Source organism: Pseudomonas sp. VI4.1 (genome assembly GCF_002029345.1).
In the GTDB taxonomy this organism is placed as follows: Bacteria; Pseudomonadota; Gammaproteobacteria; order Pseudomonadales; family Pseudomonadaceae; genus Aquipseudomonas.
Map to the genome: position 1 here is coordinate 51,444 of NZ_MULM01000166.1, position 13,607 is coordinate 65,050.

The window sequence follows — 13,607 nt, forward strand, 5'->3', positions numbered from 1 at the left end:
GTTCGAATCGCAACCTGAGCCGGGCCCTCGAACACGTAGGCCGGAAAAGAGGAGGAGGGTGAAGCTTGTTCTTGATCGGCTGATTTGGTCACGGCGAACCTTCTTAACTGTCAAGTCAGCTCCAGGCTGCCGAGGCACGCTGGGCGTTGTGGAGGTTGGCCGACTCGGCTAGATAACGACTTGCATAACGGCGTGGCATCGTCGAAGTGTCAGACCAACCGCAAACTCGTCGGAGTTCGTCCGTGGCCTGTTCGAGGTCATACCCAAGCTTCTCGACCAAGTAAGCCAAAAACCGGTCGGCAAAGGTGTGGCGAAAGTCATGCGCGGAAAGTGTAGGCAACAACCCCGGATGAGCCAGTTCAATGGTCAGAAACAGCCGATCAAGGACGTTCGACAACGCGCGGATCGACAGCGGACGGCCTCGGTCAGAGATGAACAGATAGCGGTACAGCAATTTCATTGGTTTGCCATTACGCAGAGGGCGTCGCTAGCCTTGGATATAACGCTCGTAGACCTCATACAACTGCGCTGAGATACCAACGGTCCGTACATGCGTTTTCAGCGCGGGCTCTTCAGCACGCGGGTCGCCGGGATCATGTTCGCGATCATTGATGCTGACATAGGCATGCTGAGATCCCTGATTGATATCCGTGGTGTAGAGCTTCAGAAGCTCTCCGCGACGATACCGGTCTCCAGCAGCAATTCAATCATTAGCCAATTGCGTAACTGCAATCGTTCCAGAAACGGATTCTCCGCAGCGCCCGGGCGAATCAGTGTGCGAATGATCGTATCTGTCAGACTGCGGTAACGAGCGTGGTCGGGACGTACATTGATGATATGACGCTCAAAGCGTCGTTAAAATGACGTCGGCGACATCTGCAAATACCCCCTCGATGTTAGCCAGGTTGGTTGAGTGTTGACGATCGCGCGGGGATCGCGCGCAGGTGCGCTGCGGCAGTGTCGTATGCGAGGTGTCTGAGTTTGAGTTGTTCGTAGATGAACGGAACGAGTATGGGCAACGTCTCAGCTTGCACACGCAGACCTGAAGAGAAACGGCTCTGAATCAGTTTCATCGGCAGCCACATCATTGATTGACTTGCCATGAACTCGAAGGACATGGCCCGTTGAGAGAGTGGACGTCAGAAACGGATTTGTTGATTCAGTGGCTTAGGCAGCTTATGAGCGTCTATGACTAGTACATGATTTAACATAATATACATTACACGTAATGCTGTATTTCAGGATCAGCCCGGTTGCACGCACATTTCGAGGAGATGATTCACCCTCAACCCTCAACCCTCAACCCTCAACCCTCAACCCTCAACCCTCAACCCTCAACCCTCAACCCTAAACCTTCAATCACTCAATCACGTGCCAGCTTCTCGAACACCATCAAATGCTCCGGAAACTGTTCGCCAAGCTTGCGCCGACTACCCATCTCCATATCCGCATAATCAAACCCTGGTGAAACCGCTTCACTGATCAATCCGTATCCCGTCGGCCCATCCAGCAGCTGCGAAGCTTTCCAGATTCCGCCAGGCACGTGCAGCTGCAGACATTCGCCTGCGATAATGTCGCTGCCCATCACCACAGTTTTCAACGTGCCGTCCGGATAGATCAGGCTGTACTGAATCGCGTCGCCCAGATGGTAGAAATGCACGATGTCGGACCGGTTCAGATGAAAGTGTCCGATCGGCGCATCGCGGGTCAGCAGATAATAGATGGAGCTCATCAAATAACGTTGACCGGCAGCAGTCTCGAGTGTCGAATGATCGGTCTGGAAGGTTCTGCGGTAGAATCCACCTTCCATGTGGGGCTCCAGGTTGAGTGCGGCGACCACGGCTTGAGCGTTGGGGTTTTGGTTGTCGCGTCTGTTTTGCGCCATGGGACAAGCCGCCTCTCAGTGATCAGAAATATAACCAGTAATTATAATTAAACTAAACATCTATTTAGTTGAGTTATATATCCACCCATTTATTCTCCTGTATCAGAGTCAACTCCCCTACCCAATCCGAGCACTCGTTTCACGTTGAATGTAGTGCATCGACTGACTGATCCAGGCCCCGGAACTTCTACTTACGCATACGCGCACTACTCACCGCGGCGCGCGCCATCTGCAATTCTTCGCCTTGCAACCACAGGGCGTAATAGTCTTTCAGTTCCTCCTCCCAGCCAATCACTTCATCCAGCAAGTGCTCGGCGTGTTCGCGGGTCAGCGCAAAGTGGCTGTGATGACTGAGCATATTGCCCCGGCTGATTTGATTGCCGTCCCGGCCCACTGCCATGGCCAGGGTCTGGGCCGGACCTTCATCGACAATCGGCAGCACGTCGTACATCGGCGATAGGCGCCACTGCCCTGCGAGCCAGATGATCGAGTGGTTGCGCGGGTGGTCGTCGCTGTTGCCCGCCAAGGCGTTGTAGCACATGCGTTTGAACAGCTCTTGCAGGTCCACGTCCGGCACTCCGCGCCGGCGCATCTCATCGGCGACCGCCGCGTAGCGCCAGTCACGGTGGTATTGCTCGTTCCATTCCGCATCGAGCAAGGTCAGTGCACTGAGCATCGGGATGCGCCTGGCGCCTTCGGCCAAGGGGGTGCGGTCGAAGCGTTCGATCAATAACGTCGAGGGCGTTTCGGCATGCAAGGCGGTCTTGGCCACGTTCAAACCCTTGGAGGCGGCGAAGGTCATGCAGGCATATTCGATGGCAGGGAAATCATACTGGTCAAAGCGGTCTCGGGGCTTGGCCAGAATCAGCATCCCGTGGTCCTGCAGTGTTCGTTTTGGTCGCGCACCGCCTAGCGAAGAGCGTTGCTGGCGGATGTTCAGCATCGCGACAGACTGTTCATCCAGTTGTCCGTCATAGACCGCTTCGCAGGCTTCGATGAATTTGGCCAAACCTTTTAAAGTCGGGACCGAACTGTCTCCCAGGCCATGGGCAGGAACAGTGGCAGTCCCTGCCATGAGATTGCCGACGCGGTCGTTGTTCGGCGACTTGAGCAAGAATTCGATGGGTGCCAGCACCTGGCCGAAGGCGCGTTGGAGCAGGCGCTCTCCCCAACCGTCCGGCATGGCGTCGTTGATAAAGCCCGGTATGCCTCGGTTCTTGGCAATGCCGGTATAGGCTTCTGCGCGTAACGGATAGTTGATCGGGTCGGGCACCCAGGTGCCACGCTCTACATAGTCAGGCGCATAAATGAATTCGCCGAACCGCCCCTGCAAGGTCAGTCTGCCAAGGGTCAGGATCTCTCCGCTGTCCGGATGCTCCATGTAGATATAGGCACGGGACATCAGAAGTCCTCCGCTTTGGATTTGCGCAACCGCACCCGTTTGGAGGCAATGCTCTGGTGTGCGTCCTCATCAGTGACATACCGGGTGATCTGCGAGGTGGTTTCGATCCCGTCCAATGAGGCGAAAATCGACTCGTTGAGCCCAAGGCGCCACAGGACCAGCATAAAAGATCGCAGGTCGACGGATTCCGAGCCGTTCTCGATTTTGCGCAGCGTGTGCTCGGAGATGCCGAGCGTCGACTTGAAATCCGCTTGGCGCATGCCCGACGTCAAGCGCCTGGCTTTGACCAGAAGCCCGATTTTGCTGAGGGTGTCGGCACAGGCAACCGGGAAAAAGTCTTTCATAATGCGCACCATGATGAGCGTTATCCTTCATAAGGTTCACCATAGCACGTATTAAGTTTGAGTCTCAGGTATTAATAGCGACCACGGTGAGTATTATTTTGGATAAGGCTCACCTTGGTTAGCTTTATTTTAGCGGCAGCTACGCTTGAGCGTCTCACTTGGCAACTCTTGAAACAACGCCCGATAGCTGCTGGAAAACCTGCCCAGATGCCAGAACGACCACTGCATCGCTACTTCGGCCACCGTGGTCTCCATGGGCGAGCGCTTGAGCAGTTCACGGTGTGCGCTGTTGAGCCGGCGCAAGCGTAGCCAATGGGTGGGCGTCATGCCGGTGTAGGCCTTGAACGCCTGCTGCAACTGACGCAGGGACACCCCGGCCACCTGGGAAAGCTCCAGCAGGTTGAGGGTTTCTTCGGGAACGTCGGCGGCCCATTCACCGATACGCTTCATGACTGCGCGTTCTTCGGCGCGGCGCCGCAGGCCTCCGCGATCGAGGCAGACGCAGGCGTTGTCGAGGATGTACAGGCAGTCCTCCAGCAACTGCTGGGTCAATGCCTCCTTGCTCGGCGGATCGAGTGTCTGTGTCAGCCGGGTCAGGGTCCCGCTCAGCCAGCGGCTGAACAGCGCGTTCTGCCCCGAGTTCAGCGGCGCCATGAACAGCCCTTCGAGCCGGGCAACATTCAGGCCGTGACGCTGAACGAACGCCGGGCCGAACACCACGGCGATTTCCTGGTAGTTCTCCGGGGTGATCCAGATGTTGCGGCTCTCTTCATTCAACACATACAGCGCGTTGTCGCTGCGATCGAAACAGAATGCCAGCGAGCCCTTGGGCGCACTGAAATTCTGCTCGACCCGGGTGTTCATGTGTTCCTCGTAGATCTCCACGCCTTGCAGGTCCAGATAGCGCACGCGCCCGGTGAAATGTCCCGGGGACATCTGCTGGTAGTGCTGGACCCAACCGGGTGTGGCGCGGATCTGTTCGGCCACGTCGGCGGTGTTGAAGGCTTGGACTTGTAACGGATTGCACGCTGTCATGGGTGACCTTACGCACTCGTTTGGTGCGCTTTGGTGCTGCTGAAAGTGGATAGATGGAACTGCAAGGCTCGCCCAAGATAGTCGTCAACGCGCCACAGGGGAAGTGTGTGGTGGATGAAACCACCCTCCCCGGCGTTTACAAAACCAATAACGAGGTCTTTATGAATGCCCCTTTCGATCAGCTGTTCACTTGGCTGAAAGATCACAAGATTACCGAAGTCGAGTGCGTCGTCAGCGACCTGACCGGCATTGCACGCGGCAAAATCGCACCGACCAACAAGTTCCTGCATGAGCGAGGCATGCGCCTGCCGGAAAGTGTGCTGCTGCAAACGGTAACCGGGGACTTTGTCGACGATGACATCTACTACGACCTGCTCGATCCGGCCGACATCGACATGGTGTGCAAGCCGGTTTCTGACGCGGTTTACGTGATCCCGTGGGCCATCGAGCCGACGGCGATCGTGATCCACGATACGTTCGACAAGTTCGGCAACCCCATCGAACTGTCGCCGCGCAACGTGTTGAAGAAAGTGTTGCAGCTGTACACCGACAAAGGCTGGAAGCCGATCGTCGCGCCGGAAATGGAGTTCTACCTGACCCAGCGCTGCGAAGACCCGGACTTGCCGCTCAAGGCGCCGCTGGGCCGTTCGGGGCGTGCGGAAAGTGGCCGGCAGTCGTTTTCCATCGACGCCGCCAACGAATTCGATCCGCTGTTCGAAGACGTCTACGACTGGTGCGAACTGCAGGGCCTGGACCTCGACACCTTGATCCACGAAGACGGCCCGGCGCAGATGGAAATCAACTTCCGTCATGGCGACGCACTGGATCTGGCGGATCAGATCACCGTGTTCAAACGCACCATGCGTGAGGCAGCGCTCAAGCACAATGTAGCGGCGACCTTCATGGCCAAGCCTATCGGCGACGAGCCCGGCAGCGCCATGCACATACACCAGAGCGTGGTCGATATCGCCAGCGGGCAACCGATCTTTGCCAATGCCGACGGCAGCATGAGCGAGCTGTTCCTGCGCCATATCGGCGGTCTGCAGAAGTACATCCCTAAAGTGCTGCCGATGTTCGCGCCCAACGTGAACTCCTTCCGCCGGTTCCTGCCGGACACTTCGGCCCCGGTCAACGTCGAATGGGGCGAAGAAAACCGCACCGTCGGCCTGCGCGTACCGACCTCCACGCCGGATTCGATGCGGGTGGAGAACCGCTTGCCGGGCGCCGATGCCAACCCTTATCTGGCGATTGCGGCGAGTTTGTTGTGCGGGTACCTCGGCATGGTCGAAGGCATTGAACCCAGCGCTGCGGTCCAGGGCCGTGCCTACGAACGGCGCAATCTGCGCCTGCCGATCACCATCGAAGACGCCCTGACGCAGATGGAGGAATGCGCAACCATCGGGCGCTACCTGGGCAGCAAGTTTGTACGTGGGTATGTCGCGGTCAAGCGCGCCGAGCACGAGAACTTCAAGCGGGTGATCAGTTCCTGGGAGCGGGAATTTCTGATGCTCAGCGTCTGAGACCTCGCTCCCTGGAACCATACCCCTCCCTGTGGGAGCGGGCTTGCTCGCGAAGGGGGCGTAACGTTCAACATCATCGTTGACGGTTATACCGCTTTCGCGAGCAAGCCCGCTCCCACAGGGGAATGCCAACGCCTGAAAAATCCAATAACTCCAAGAGGTGTCGATATATGCGTCTATTGAAATCCGTGGTCCCGGTCGCGCTGGCGATGATGTTCAGCGCGGTGGCTCATGCCCAGCCCAGCGTCAGCGTCTACAACTGGACCGATTACATCGGCGAGACCACCCTCGCCGACTTCCAGGCCAACACCGGGATCAAGGTGATCTACGACGTATTCGATTCCAACGAAACCCTGGAGGGCAAACTGCTCGCCGGTCGCACCGGGTATGACGTGGTGGTGCCGTCCAACCACTTCCTCGCCCGCCAGGTGAAGGCCGGTGCCTTCCTCAAGCTGGATCGCTCGCAGTTGCCCAACTTCAAGAATCTCGACCCGAAACTGTTGACGTTGCTGGAGCAGAACGACCCGGGCAACGAGCATTCGGTGCCCTACCTGTGGGGCACCAACGGGATCGGCTACAACGTCGACAAGGTCAAGCAGGTGCTGGGCATTGACCGTATCGACTCCTGGGCGGTGTTTTTCGAACCGGAAAACCTGAAGAAGCTCAGCCAGTGCGGCGTGTCGATGATGGACTCGGCGGATGAAGTATTCCCCGCGGTCCTCAATTACATGGGCATGGACCCACGTAGCGAAAAGCCTGAGGATTACAAAAAGGCTGAAGCCAAGCTGCTGACCATTCGCCCTTACATCACCTATTTCCATTCCTCCAAGTACGTGTCGGACCTGGCCAACGGCGATATTTGCGTGGCCTTCGGTTACTCGGGCGACGTGTTCCAGGCCGCCAACCGGGCCAAGGAAGCCAAGAACGGCGTGAACATCGCTTACGCGATCCCCAAGGAGGGCAGCAACCTGTGGTTCGACTTGCTGGCGATTCCGGCCGATGCCGGCAACCAGAAAGAAGCCCATGCGTTCATCAACAACCTGCTCGACCCAAAAGTGATCGCCAACGTCAGCGCTTCGGTCGGTTACGCCAACCCGAACCCGGCTTCCCAGCCGTACATGGACGCCGAACTGGTGAATAATCCAGAGGTGTATCCGCCTCAGGCCGTCCTCGACAAGCTCTACATCTCGACCACCCCGCCCCAGCCGATCATGCGCCTGATGACCCGCTCCTGGAGCAAAGTGAAGTCCAGCCAATGAACAACCAACATGCGCAGTCCTATTACGCGGCGACCGCGAACAGCCTGGCGCCCTACCCCACGCTGGACCAGGATCTGGTCGCCGATGTGTGCGTGATCGGCGGCGGGTTCACCGGGGTCAACACGGCCATCGAACTGGCGCAGCGCGGGCTCTCGGTGATTGTGCTGGAAGCCCGGCGGATCGGCTGGGGCGCCAGCGGGCGCAACGGCGGTCAGTTGATCCGCGGGGTCGGCCATGACGTCAGCGGGTTTGCCCGGCATGTCGGTGCAGAAGGCGCTGCGTTACCTCGAGCGCGCCGGGATCGAGTCGGTGGAACTGGTGGGTAACCGCATCCGCGAACACAAGATTGACTGCGACTTGCGCTGGGGCTTCTGTGAACTGGCCAATACCAAGGCGCAGTTCGCCGCGTTCAAGGCAGAGCAACAAAGCCTGGCAGAGTCGGGATACACCCATCAGACCCGCCTCGTGGGGCCGGAGCAGATCCGTCAGCAAGTGGTGGACTCCGGGGTGTACGCCGGCGGTCTGGTGGACATGGGCTCGGGGCACTTGCACCCGCTCAACCTGGTCCTCGGTGAAGCGCAACTGGCGCACAGCCTCGGCGTGCAGATCTTCGAGCAAAGCCCGGTGCTGGCGTTGATTCATGGCAGCACCGTGCAGGTGCGCTGTGCCGCTGGCACGGTACGCGCCGGCACGCTGGTGCTGGCGTGCAATGCGCACCTGGAAGAGCTGGAACCGAAACTCAGTGGCAAAGTGCTGCCGGCGGGCAGCTACATCATCGCCACCGAGCCTTTGGCTCCCGAGGTTGCAGCGCGGTTGATCCCGCAGAACCTGGCGTTGTGCGACCAGAAAGTCGGCCTGGATTATTACCGGCTCTCGGCGGACAAACGCTTGCTGTTCGGCGGCGCCTGCCATTATTCCGGGCGCGATCCGGTAGACATCGCGGCCTATATGCGTCCACAAATGCTCAAGGTGTTCCCGCAACTGTCGGACGTGCGCATCGACTATCAATGGGGCGGCAAGATTGGCATCACCGCCAACCGCTTCCCCCAGGTCGGGCGTTTGCGCCAGCATCCGAACGTGTTTTACGCCCAGGGTTACTCGGGCCATGGCCTGAACGTGACCCACTGGTGCGCCAGGCTGTTGGCCGAAGCGATCCATGCCGGACACAGCCAGGGGTTCGACGTGTTCAGCGCGGTGCCGCACATGACCTTCCCTGGCGGGCCGATGCTGCGCTCGCCGCTGCTGGCCCTCGGGATGTTCTGGTATCGCCTGCGCGAATTGCTTGGCTGACATTCGAATGAACACCGCATTCCTCCTGTAGGAGCGCTTGCTGGCGAAGGCGTTTTCAAGGGCGGTGCAGGGCTCCAGGCCGCCTTCGCTGGCAAGCCGGCTCCTACAGGGGTTATTGGCGGCTTGATTATCTTCGTTACGGCATCACGACCCCAACGCCTCGTTCAACCTTTCGATTTGCTCAATCGCAAGGCACTTCTATATTGAGGGGGTGCTCTGAATTTCCTGTCTCCTGGCGAGTGCGGCCTATGGCTACGACTGACCACCTGATCATCTGCGAGCACTGCGACTGCGTGTATGAAAAAGTCACGCTCGCCAAACATCAGAAAACCCTGTGCATGCGCTGCGGCGGCGTGCTTCAGCGCTATAACGGTCTTTCGGTGGAACAGCGCCTGGCGTTGACCTTCACGGCGGCTGTCCTGTGGACGTTCGCCAATTTCTATCCGGTCATGAGCATCAGCCTCAAAGGCCTGAAAAACAGCGCGACGCTCTGGGATTCGGTGCTGGCCCTCAGCCAGGGCCCGATCACCTTCATTGCGTTGGTGGCGGCGGTTTCGATGATCATCGCGCCGGTGTTCCAGCTGTTGTTGCTGATCTGGGTCCTGAGTTACGCCCTTGCGAACCAGCGCTCGCCCGGCTTCCGGTTCTGCATGCGCTGGCTGGAAACCCTGCGGCCCTGGAGCATGCTCGAAGTCTGCCTGTTGGGGGCCATGGTCGCGGTGTTCAAACTCGCCGGACTGCTCGATGTGTTGCCCGGTATCGGTCTGTTCGCCCTGGCGGTGCTCAGCTTGATGATGATCCGCATTGCCGGACGCGATATCCGCGAACTGTGGGACATCTTATGACTACGCCACCGCTCGCCAGCGAACTCGACCTGTGCCTGTGCCACAGCTGCGGCCTGGCCTGTGACATCACCCATGACCCCCATGAATGCGAACGCTGCGGCGCCCCGCTGCACCGGCGCAAGACCGACTCGCTGACCCGGACCTGGGCGTTCCTGCTGGCGTCGCTGATATTTTATGTGCCGGCCAACCTGCTGCCGGTGATGAACACCACCATGCTCGGTTCCGGTTCCGAGAGCACCATCATGGGCGGCGTGCTGGAGTTCTGGCAGCACGGCGCCTGGGACATCGCCCTGATTATCTTCATCGCCAGCATCGCGGTGCCCGGCGTCAAGTTCGTCGCCCTGACGATGCTGCTGGTGACGGTCCAGCGCGGGAGTTCCTGGGCGCTCAAGGAACGCTCGAAGCTGTACCGATTCGTCGAACTCATCGGCTACTGGTCGATGCTCGACGTGATTGTCGTCGCCCTCGTGGCGGCGCTGGTGAAGTTCCAGGCGCTGGGCGATATCGAGCCGCGCCAGGGCATTTTGTTCTTTGGCCTGGTGGTCGTGTTCACCATGCTGTCGGCGATGAGTTTCGACCCGCGCCTGATCTGGGACAAGCAGGATAAAGCACGCAACAACCCACCCAACGAGGAGGTCATGGATGAAGTCGCAAGCCACTGACGGGCCGCAAGCCCCCGGCCCGGCCCCGGTCAAGACCCGCCGATTCAGCATCTCGCTGGTGTGGATCGTGCCGATCGTCGCCGTGCTGGTGGGGATTTCGCTGGTGGTGCACTCGGTCATGCAGGAAGGGCCGACCATCACCGTTACGTTCAAGACCGGCAGCGGCCTGACGGCCAACAAGACCGAGGTCAAATACCGCAATGTGGTGATCGGCGTGGTGTCCGACGTCGAATTGAGTGCCGATCAGAAGAGTGTCAACGCCACCGTCAAACTGTCCAAGCAGGCAGAAAGTTTCACCCGCCAGGATTCGCAGTTCTGGGTGGTGCGTCCGCGTATCGGTGCCGGTGGGGTTTCGGGTATCGACACCTTGCTGTCCGGGGACTACATCGGCGCCGATATCGGCCAGTCCAACTCCCGTGCGAAGAATTTCACGGGGCTGGAAAACCCGCCGCCCATCACCTATGGCGAACCGGGCAAGCGCTTCATGCTCAATACCCAGGACCTCGGTTCGCTGGACATCGGCTCGCCGGTCTACTACCGCAAGATTCCGGTCGGCCAGGTGGTGGCCTATGCCCTGAACGCCGACGGCAAAGGGGTGAATATCGAAGTGTTCATCCACGCGCCCAACGATGCCTACGTCACCGAGAACACCCGGTTCTGGAATGCCAGCGGGATCGACGTCAACGTTGGCGCCAACGGCGTTGCGGTGAAGACCGAGTCGCTATCGTCCTTGCTGGTAGGCGGCATTGCCTTCCGCGCCCCGGAATACAGCCCCAACGATCAGCCGGCCAGCGAGGATAAAGCCTTCGACCTGTTCGACGACCAGCAAACCGCCCTTGCCCCGCCCCACGGCAAGGCGCAGTACCTGAGTTTGCGTTTCGACCAGGCCTTGCGTGGGCTCAAAGTCGATGCGCCAGTGGAGTTTCTCGGCGTCGAGTTCGGTAAAGTGGTGTCGATCAACCTGGATTACGATGCGAAAAAGCGCAGTTTTCCGGTCAATGTCGGCATTCTCATCTACCCGCAACGCCTCGGCACGGCCCACTCCAAAATGCTCAAAGCCTTGAATCATGATCCCAATGATGAAGCCGCCGGCGTGCGGTTGATGGGCAGCTTTATCGAGAACGGTCTGCGGGCCCAGGCCCGCAGTGGCAACCTGTTGACCGGCCAGCTGTACATCGCGCTCGATTTTTACCCCAAGGCGGAGAAGGTCGTGTTCGATCCGAGTGCCCGTCCCGTCATCATTCCAACGATTCCCGGTAGCCTCGAGCAATTACAGGAAAAACTCGAAGGAATGGTCAACAAGATCAACCAGCTGCCGATCGAGCGCATCGCCGGCAACCTCGACAGCAACCTCGTCGAACTGCGCAAAGGCCTGGTCCAATTCAATGCCAGGACCCTGCCCGGCGTGCAAACCACCCTGGCGGACGTCAGCAAAACCCTGCAATCGGCGAGTTCGACCCTGGCCGAAGATTCACCGCAACGTGAACAACTGACCCAGACCCTGGACGAACTGGGACGCATGTCGCGCTCCTTGCGCGAGCTCTCGGATTACCTGGGCCGACATCCGGAATCGCTGCTGCGCGGGCGTCCCAACAATGCCGCGCCAATGGATCTGCAAGCGCCACCGCGCAATTGAGCACAGGAGCATTACCCATGGCTTTTCCGCTGAAGATCACCTTGGTTGCCGCGCTGCTACTGCTCACCGCTTGTCGCAGTGATCCAATTCAATTTCACACCCTGGTCCCGACCCAACCGGGCAACCACTCGAAGTCCTCCGTGGCGGATATCCAGATCGAAGCGATCAGCGTACCGCCCCAGGTCGATCGTCCGCAGATCGTCATTCGCCAGGGCAACAGTGGCCTGGCGATCCTGGAAACCGAGTGGTGGGCCGCGAGCCTGGTGGATGAGTTGAGCAGCGCGTTGCAGGATCAACTGGTCAACGGCAACTCCCAACGCAAAATGTCGGTGCGGCTCGATGTGCAACGCTTTGACTCGATTCCCGGGCAGTACGGGCTGATCGACGTCAAATGGCGCCTGCGCAGTCCGGGCGAAAGCGATAGCGCGCGGGTGACGTGCCGCAGCACCTTACAGACGCCTTCGGGGCCGAGCATCGATGATCTGGTGGCGGCCCATCAGAACAACGTCAAACGCCTGGCCGCGCTGATCACCCAGGCCGCGAATGGAACACCAAGAGGTTGCCCGCCAGCCCAGTGACTTGACGATTTTTCTCATCCGGAGCAGGACATTTTCCACGCTTAAACCTGCAAATGATTCGTATTGACCTACAATAATTGACGACCGCCCCGGTCACGTCTGCGTGCACGATTCTAAAAACAGGAGCTGCCCGGCATGACCCCCCCTATCCCGTCTTTTCTTAAACTCGCCGTGCTGACGGCCGCGCTGATGAGCGCCGGCCATGGGTATGCCGCCGATGCCGACGGCATCGTGGTCTACAACGCCCAGCACGAAAGCCTGACCAAAGCCTGGATTGCAGGCTTCACCAAGGAAACCGGGATCAAAGTCACCGTGCGCAATGGTGACGACACCGAGATGGGCAATCAGATCGTGCAGGAAGGCGCGTCCTCCCCGGCGGATGTGTTCCTGACCGAGAACTCCCCGGCCATGGTACTGGTCGACAACGCCGGGCTGTTCGCGCCGGTCGCACCGGCGACCCTTGAACAAGTCGACGCGGCCTACCGTCCGGCCCACGGCAAATGGGTGGCCATTGCCGCGCGCTCCACGGTCTTCGTCTACAACCCGGGCAAACTGCCGGAAGCCGAACTGCCCAAGTCACTGATGGACCTCGCCGGTCCGGACTGGAAGGGCCGCTGGGGCGCTTCGCCGGCCGGCGCCGACTTCCAGGCGATCGTCGCCGCCGTGTTGGCACTCAAGGGTGAAGCCGCGACCCTCGAGTGGTTGAAAGGGATGAAAAGCAACTTTACCGCGTACCGGGGCAACAGTGCCGTGCTCAAGGCGGTCAATGCCGGCCAGATCGACAGCGGCGTGATCTACCACTATTACCGCTTCGGCGACCAGGCCAAGACCGGTGAAAACAGCAAGAACACCGCCCTGCACTACTTCAAGCACCAGGATCCCGGTGCCTTTGTCAGCCTGTCCGGTGGCGGCGTCCTGGCGTCCAGCACACACAAGGATCAGGCTCAGGCCTTCCTCAAGTGGGTGACCGGCACAGACGGCCAGGCCATCCTCAAGACCGGCAATTCGTTCGAATACGCGGTGGGCAAAAACGCCGAATCCAACCCTAAACTGGTGCCTTTGCAGCAGCTTGACGCGCCGAAAGTCGACGCTTCGACACTCGACAGTAAAAAAGCCGTGGAGCTGATGACTCAGGCCGGACTGCTTTAATT

Annotated in this window: 12 protein-coding genes and 1 pseudogene; 8 read left to right on the top strand and 5 right to left on the bottom strand. The window is 59.3% G+C overall.

From position 1 onward, the window contains the following. Window positions 1–115 precede the first annotated feature (115 nt). From BZ163_RS35835 to BZ163_RS20495, 5 genes are all read right to left on the bottom strand, one after another. Window positions 116–460 (bottom strand): hypothetical protein, encoded by a 345-nt coding sequence (locus BZ163_RS35835; RefSeq protein WP_256579073.1) that lies wholly within the window; start codon window positions 458–460, stop codon window positions 116–118. Window positions 461–1,363: 903 nt separating this feature from the next. Next, window positions 1,364–1,885, bottom strand: coding sequence for a cupin domain-containing protein (locus BZ163_RS20480; protein ID WP_128872356.1), 522 nt, complete (start codon window positions 1,883–1,885; stop codon window positions 1,364–1,366). A 187-nt stretch (window positions 1,886–2,072) separates the two neighbouring features. Continuing rightward, window positions 2,073–3,287 carry a type II toxin-antitoxin system HipA family toxin gene (locus BZ163_RS20485; RefSeq protein WP_128872357.1) on the bottom strand — a complete coding sequence of 405 codons (1,215 nt, stop codon included), beginning with the start codon at window positions 3,285–3,287 and terminating at the stop codon, window positions 2,073–2,075. Beyond that, window positions 3,287–3,631 carry a transcriptional regulator gene (locus tag BZ163_RS20490; RefSeq protein WP_128872358.1) on the bottom strand — a complete coding sequence of 115 codons (345 nt, stop codon included), beginning with the start codon at window positions 3,629–3,631 and terminating at the stop codon, window positions 3,287–3,289. Before BZ163_RS20490 ends, BZ163_RS20485 begins: the two co-directional genes overlap by 1 nt. Before the next feature lie 129 nt (window positions 3,632–3,760). Beyond that, window positions 3,761–4,666, bottom strand: coding sequence for a helix-turn-helix domain-containing protein (locus tag BZ163_RS20495; protein WP_128872359.1), 906 nt, complete (start codon window positions 4,664–4,666; stop codon window positions 3,761–3,763). A 161-nt stretch (window positions 4,667–4,827) separates the two neighbouring features. Here BZ163_RS20495 and BZ163_RS20500 point away from each other — a divergent pair, with 161 nt between their 5' ends. The 8 genes and pseudogenes from BZ163_RS20500 (at window position 4,828) to BZ163_RS20535 (ending at window position 13,605) form a co-directional block, all read left to right on the top strand. Beyond that, window positions 4,828–6,186 (top strand): glutamine synthetase family protein, encoded by a 1,359-nt coding sequence (locus BZ163_RS20500; protein ID WP_128872360.1) that lies wholly within the window; start codon window positions 4,828–4,830, stop codon window positions 6,184–6,186. A 170-nt stretch (window positions 6,187–6,356) separates the two neighbouring features. Continuing rightward, window positions 6,357–7,445, top strand: coding sequence for a polyamine ABC transporter substrate-binding protein (locus tag BZ163_RS20505; protein ID WP_128872361.1), 1,089 nt, complete (start codon window positions 6,357–6,359; stop codon window positions 7,443–7,445). Then, a pseudogene (locus tag BZ163_RS20510) lies at window positions 7,442–8,735 on the top strand (NAD(P)/FAD-dependent oxidoreductase). Before BZ163_RS20505 ends, BZ163_RS20510 begins: the two are co-directional and overlap by 4 nt. A 248-nt stretch (window positions 8,736–8,983) precedes the next feature. Continuing rightward, entirely contained in the window at window positions 8,984–9,580 is a 597-nt protein-coding gene (locus tag BZ163_RS20515) for a paraquat-inducible protein A (RefSeq protein ID WP_128872362.1), read from the top strand. Beyond that, window positions 9,577–10,242: a paraquat-inducible protein A gene (locus tag BZ163_RS20520; RefSeq protein WP_128872363.1), complete on the top strand. Its 666-nt coding sequence runs from the start codon at window positions 9,577–9,579 to the stop codon at window positions 10,240–10,242. The genes BZ163_RS20515 and BZ163_RS20520 overlap by 4 nt, the downstream gene beginning before the upstream one ends. Beyond that, the gene (locus BZ163_RS20525; protein ID WP_128872364.1) at window positions 10,223–11,878 is read left to right on the top strand and encodes an intermembrane transport protein PqiB; all 1,656 of its coding nucleotides are present in this window, start codon (window positions 10,223–10,225) and stop codon (window positions 11,876–11,878) included. The genes BZ163_RS20520 and BZ163_RS20525 overlap by 20 nt, the downstream gene beginning before the upstream one ends. Window positions 11,879–11,895: 17 nt before the next feature. Beyond that, on the top strand, window positions 11,896–12,456 hold the full coding sequence (locus BZ163_RS20530) for a membrane integrity-associated transporter subunit PqiC (RefSeq protein WP_128872365.1): 561 nt from the start codon (window positions 11,896–11,898) through the stop codon (window positions 12,454–12,456). A gap of 135 nt (window positions 12,457–12,591) precedes the next feature. Further along, complete coding sequence (locus BZ163_RS20535) at window positions 12,592–13,605, top strand: iron ABC transporter substrate-binding protein (RefSeq protein ID WP_128872366.1); 1,014 nt, start codon at window positions 12,592–12,594, stop codon at window positions 13,603–13,605. The last annotated feature ends 2 nt before the right edge of the window (window positions 13,606–13,607 follow it).

Coding starts and splice junctions, on each gene's coding strand:
- BZ163_RS35835 (WP_256579073.1), bottom strand. CDS start 460: ATGAAATTGCTGTACCGCTATCTGTTCATCTCTGACCGAGGCCGTCCG.
- BZ163_RS20480 (WP_128872356.1), bottom strand. CDS start 1,885: ATGGCGCAAAACAGACGCGACAACCAAAACCCCAACGCTCAAGCCGTG.
- BZ163_RS20485 (WP_128872357.1), bottom strand. CDS start 3,287: ATGTCCCGTGCCTATATCTACATGGAGCATCCGGACAGCGGAGAGATC.
- BZ163_RS20490 (WP_128872358.1), bottom strand. CDS start 3,631: ATGAAAGACTTTTTCCCGGTTGCCTGTGCCGACACCCTCAGCAAAATC.
- BZ163_RS20495 (WP_128872359.1), bottom strand. CDS start 4,666: ATGACAGCGTGCAATCCGTTACAAGTCCAAGCCTTCAACACCGCCGAC.
- BZ163_RS20500 (WP_128872360.1), top strand. CDS start 4,828: ATGAATGCCCCTTTCGATCAGCTGTTCACTTGGCTGAAAGATCACAAG.
- BZ163_RS20505 (WP_128872361.1), top strand. CDS start 6,357: ATGCGTCTATTGAAATCCGTGGTCCCGGTCGCGCTGGCGATGATGTTC.
- BZ163_RS20515 (WP_128872362.1), top strand. CDS start 8,984: ATGGCTACGACTGACCACCTGATCATCTGCGAGCACTGCGACTGCGTG.
- BZ163_RS20520 (WP_128872363.1), top strand. CDS start 9,577: ATGACTACGCCACCGCTCGCCAGCGAACTCGACCTGTGCCTGTGCCAC.
- BZ163_RS20525 (WP_128872364.1), top strand. CDS start 10,223: ATGAAGTCGCAAGCCACTGACGGGCCGCAAGCCCCCGGCCCGGCCCCG.
- BZ163_RS20530 (WP_128872365.1), top strand. CDS start 11,896: ATGGCTTTTCCGCTGAAGATCACCTTGGTTGCCGCGCTGCTACTGCTC.
- BZ163_RS20535 (WP_128872366.1), top strand. CDS start 12,592: ATGACCCCCCCTATCCCGTCTTTTCTTAAACTCGCCGTGCTGACGGCC.